Source organism: Terriglobus sp. YAF25 (assembly GCF_052113305.1).
Taxonomy (GTDB): domain Bacteria; phylum Acidobacteriota; class Terriglobia; order Terriglobales; family Acidobacteriaceae; genus Terriglobus.
Genome location: NZ_JBFRCY010000722.1, coordinates 1 through 2,290 on the forward strand (window position 1 = coordinate 1; position 2,290 = coordinate 2,290).

2 protein-coding genes are annotated in these 2,290 nt (G+C 51.7%); one reads left to right on the forward strand and one right to left on the reverse strand.

Features of this window, described 5'->3' with window-relative positions; translation table 11 throughout:
* Positions 1–290, forward strand: a 290-nt coding sequence (locus AB4043_RS22875) for a hypothetical protein (protein ID WP_442308195.1), incomplete at its 5' end; no start/stop codon positions are given.
* 700 nt (positions 291–990) lie between these two features.
* Here the strand turns inward: AB4043_RS22875 and AB4043_RS22880 are convergent.
* The coding region (locus tag AB4043_RS22880; protein ID WP_442302697.1) for a hypothetical protein at positions 991–2,290 on the reverse strand (1,300 nt) is incomplete at its 5' end.

The following is a 2,290-nucleotide window of genomic DNA, read 5'->3' on the forward strand; positions in this document are numbered from 1 at the left end:
GTCGTGTCGTCGCTTTCGATCAGCTCCGCTGTCACTTTGCCACCGGGCTGCGTGAATTATTCCCGCTCGCCGGGATAAACCCAACATTGCTGTCACCAAGGGCAATGTTGGGTTACTCCATCTTGGTGCCTGCTTCTTTTGATTCAGTGCCAGAAGACTCGGGAGTTCGCCAACGAACGTCAAAGAGCGTCGGTCAACGTCAACGACAGTGTGGGATTGAGATCGCCATTGGGCCAGTCATCCCCACCGACAACGTTAATGATCATCAACCCGACGTCCCCCGTATCTAGTTCGCACTTATAAAGGAAACCTGGGAAACCTGGGGACGGAAACCTGGGGGGAAACCTGGGGACAGACGGGGGGAAACCTGGGGACAGACGGGACGTTTCCATTCCGAACGCGATCAATCTACGCTTCAAACATCAGTTGTGCCTGTGCGAACCTTATCTGCTTACGTCCCGTCTGTCCCAGATGACGTGGATGACGTGAGCGCTGGATAAATTTGGAGTGTGCTGTTGGGAATAATTCCGATTTCCATCGTGTCACTCAGACAAGTCTGCTTTCTTTTCTGCTCAACCCTACGATGATGATGAAAGTAAGGGAACTCACCAGCAGCGGATATCAGACCTCTGCCAGCCAGGGCACTGGGATGAGAAACAAGATGTCGAGATCCTTGAGGGATGTGGGCCATCGAATCGTCGCCCAGAGTCCTGCATAGTAGCTGATATCCCAGATGGCAAATGTCCACTGAAAAACGTCCCGTCTGTCCCCAAGTTTCCCCAAGCATGCCCGCGACGGACTACTCAGGCTTCTGTGCCGTCGGTCATATCGACCGGCTAAACGTTGAGTTTCAGGCCGCCGTCTGTCACTTTCAGAATGAACGATCAAAAGCTACAACCTAGGCTCGCCGAAATACGATTGTCACAGGGCAATGAGAAAGGCTGGCCTTTCGCCAGCCTTTCATACTTTTCCGTTTGCTTCCCGGAACCTTTAGTAATTCACCCCTCTATGGACGCAGAGCAGCAGGTCTTTGGTCCCCACAGGTTGCCGGTACACGATCAAAGCAGGCTGGTAATAGGAGTTAACATCGGGGATCCAGTTGGAGCCACTGGCATTCCAATCAGTTCCGTTGGAAGACTCCATGTGATAGATATGTTCATTGTCGTCCGCACCTCGATAAAGACAATAGAGCTTGTTTTGAAAACCCGCTAGCGCCGGACCACTATGGGAGTTTGCCATGGGAATCGGGGAGCTACCACTAGTCCAACTATTTCCGTCGGACCACATCCAGTACAGATTGTCATTTCCGCCACTGCCTCGATAAACGCAGCAGAGGTATGGCACGTAGTCAGAATTGCTGGGGCCATAGTTAAGCACTGCTAGCGCAGGGCCAGCTCCGGTCGCTACATTTGGAATACGGTTGGCGCCACTCCAATTAGCTCCGTCGCAGGACTCGATGTAGTAGATGTTGTTATTGCTTCCTCCTCCTCTATAAACACAAAAGAGCTTATCTTGAAACAACGCCAGCGCTGAGCCACTCTGGGAATCTGCCTGAGGGATCGGGGAGCCACTAGTAGTCCAATTATTTCCGTCGAACCACATTTGGTAGAGATGGTCATTTCCGTTCCCTTTATAAACACAACAGAGCCTCGTGTTGTCCGGAGAAACCGCCAGCGCTGGGGTATCGGAAGTCGCGACATCGGGGATCCATTGAGGGGATGTCCAAGTTCCATCGGTTGCATCGGGTCCACCGAAGCACATCCAGTAGATATGATTGTTATCTCCGCCACCTTTATAAACGCAAAAGAGCTTGTCTCGGAAAACCGCTAACGCGGGACCGGTTTCAGAAAAAGCCTCAGCCATACTCTTTTCCGCAACCCAGCCATGTTGCCCGTCAGTCGTTGTCCAGCGTAATTGCGTGTCATCAAAGTCGTCCGCCGAGGGCCACAGCAGAGTAGGCATCGTCCAAGGAGAAGTGAGTTTTACTCCCTCTCCCTTATCTTTCGATTGGATAAATTCAACATAGAGCGAGATAACAGTCGCGATTGCAGCGGCAATTTTGGCGCCTTTGTCATCATTGTCACCTTCGTCGCCATCGTCGTTGTCATCTGCCGCGCTTTTATAGGCCTCAGTTATCTTGTCTGCCCATTGGGTGACGTCACCGAGCAATTGAACGCCGGCTTCGTTGAGATGGAGGTCGAAACCCCACCAATGAAAATCGAAGTTGACCAGAATGTCCTCTATCGACCATTTTTCCGACTGCTTAGCGATTTTGAGAGCTGTACTCATG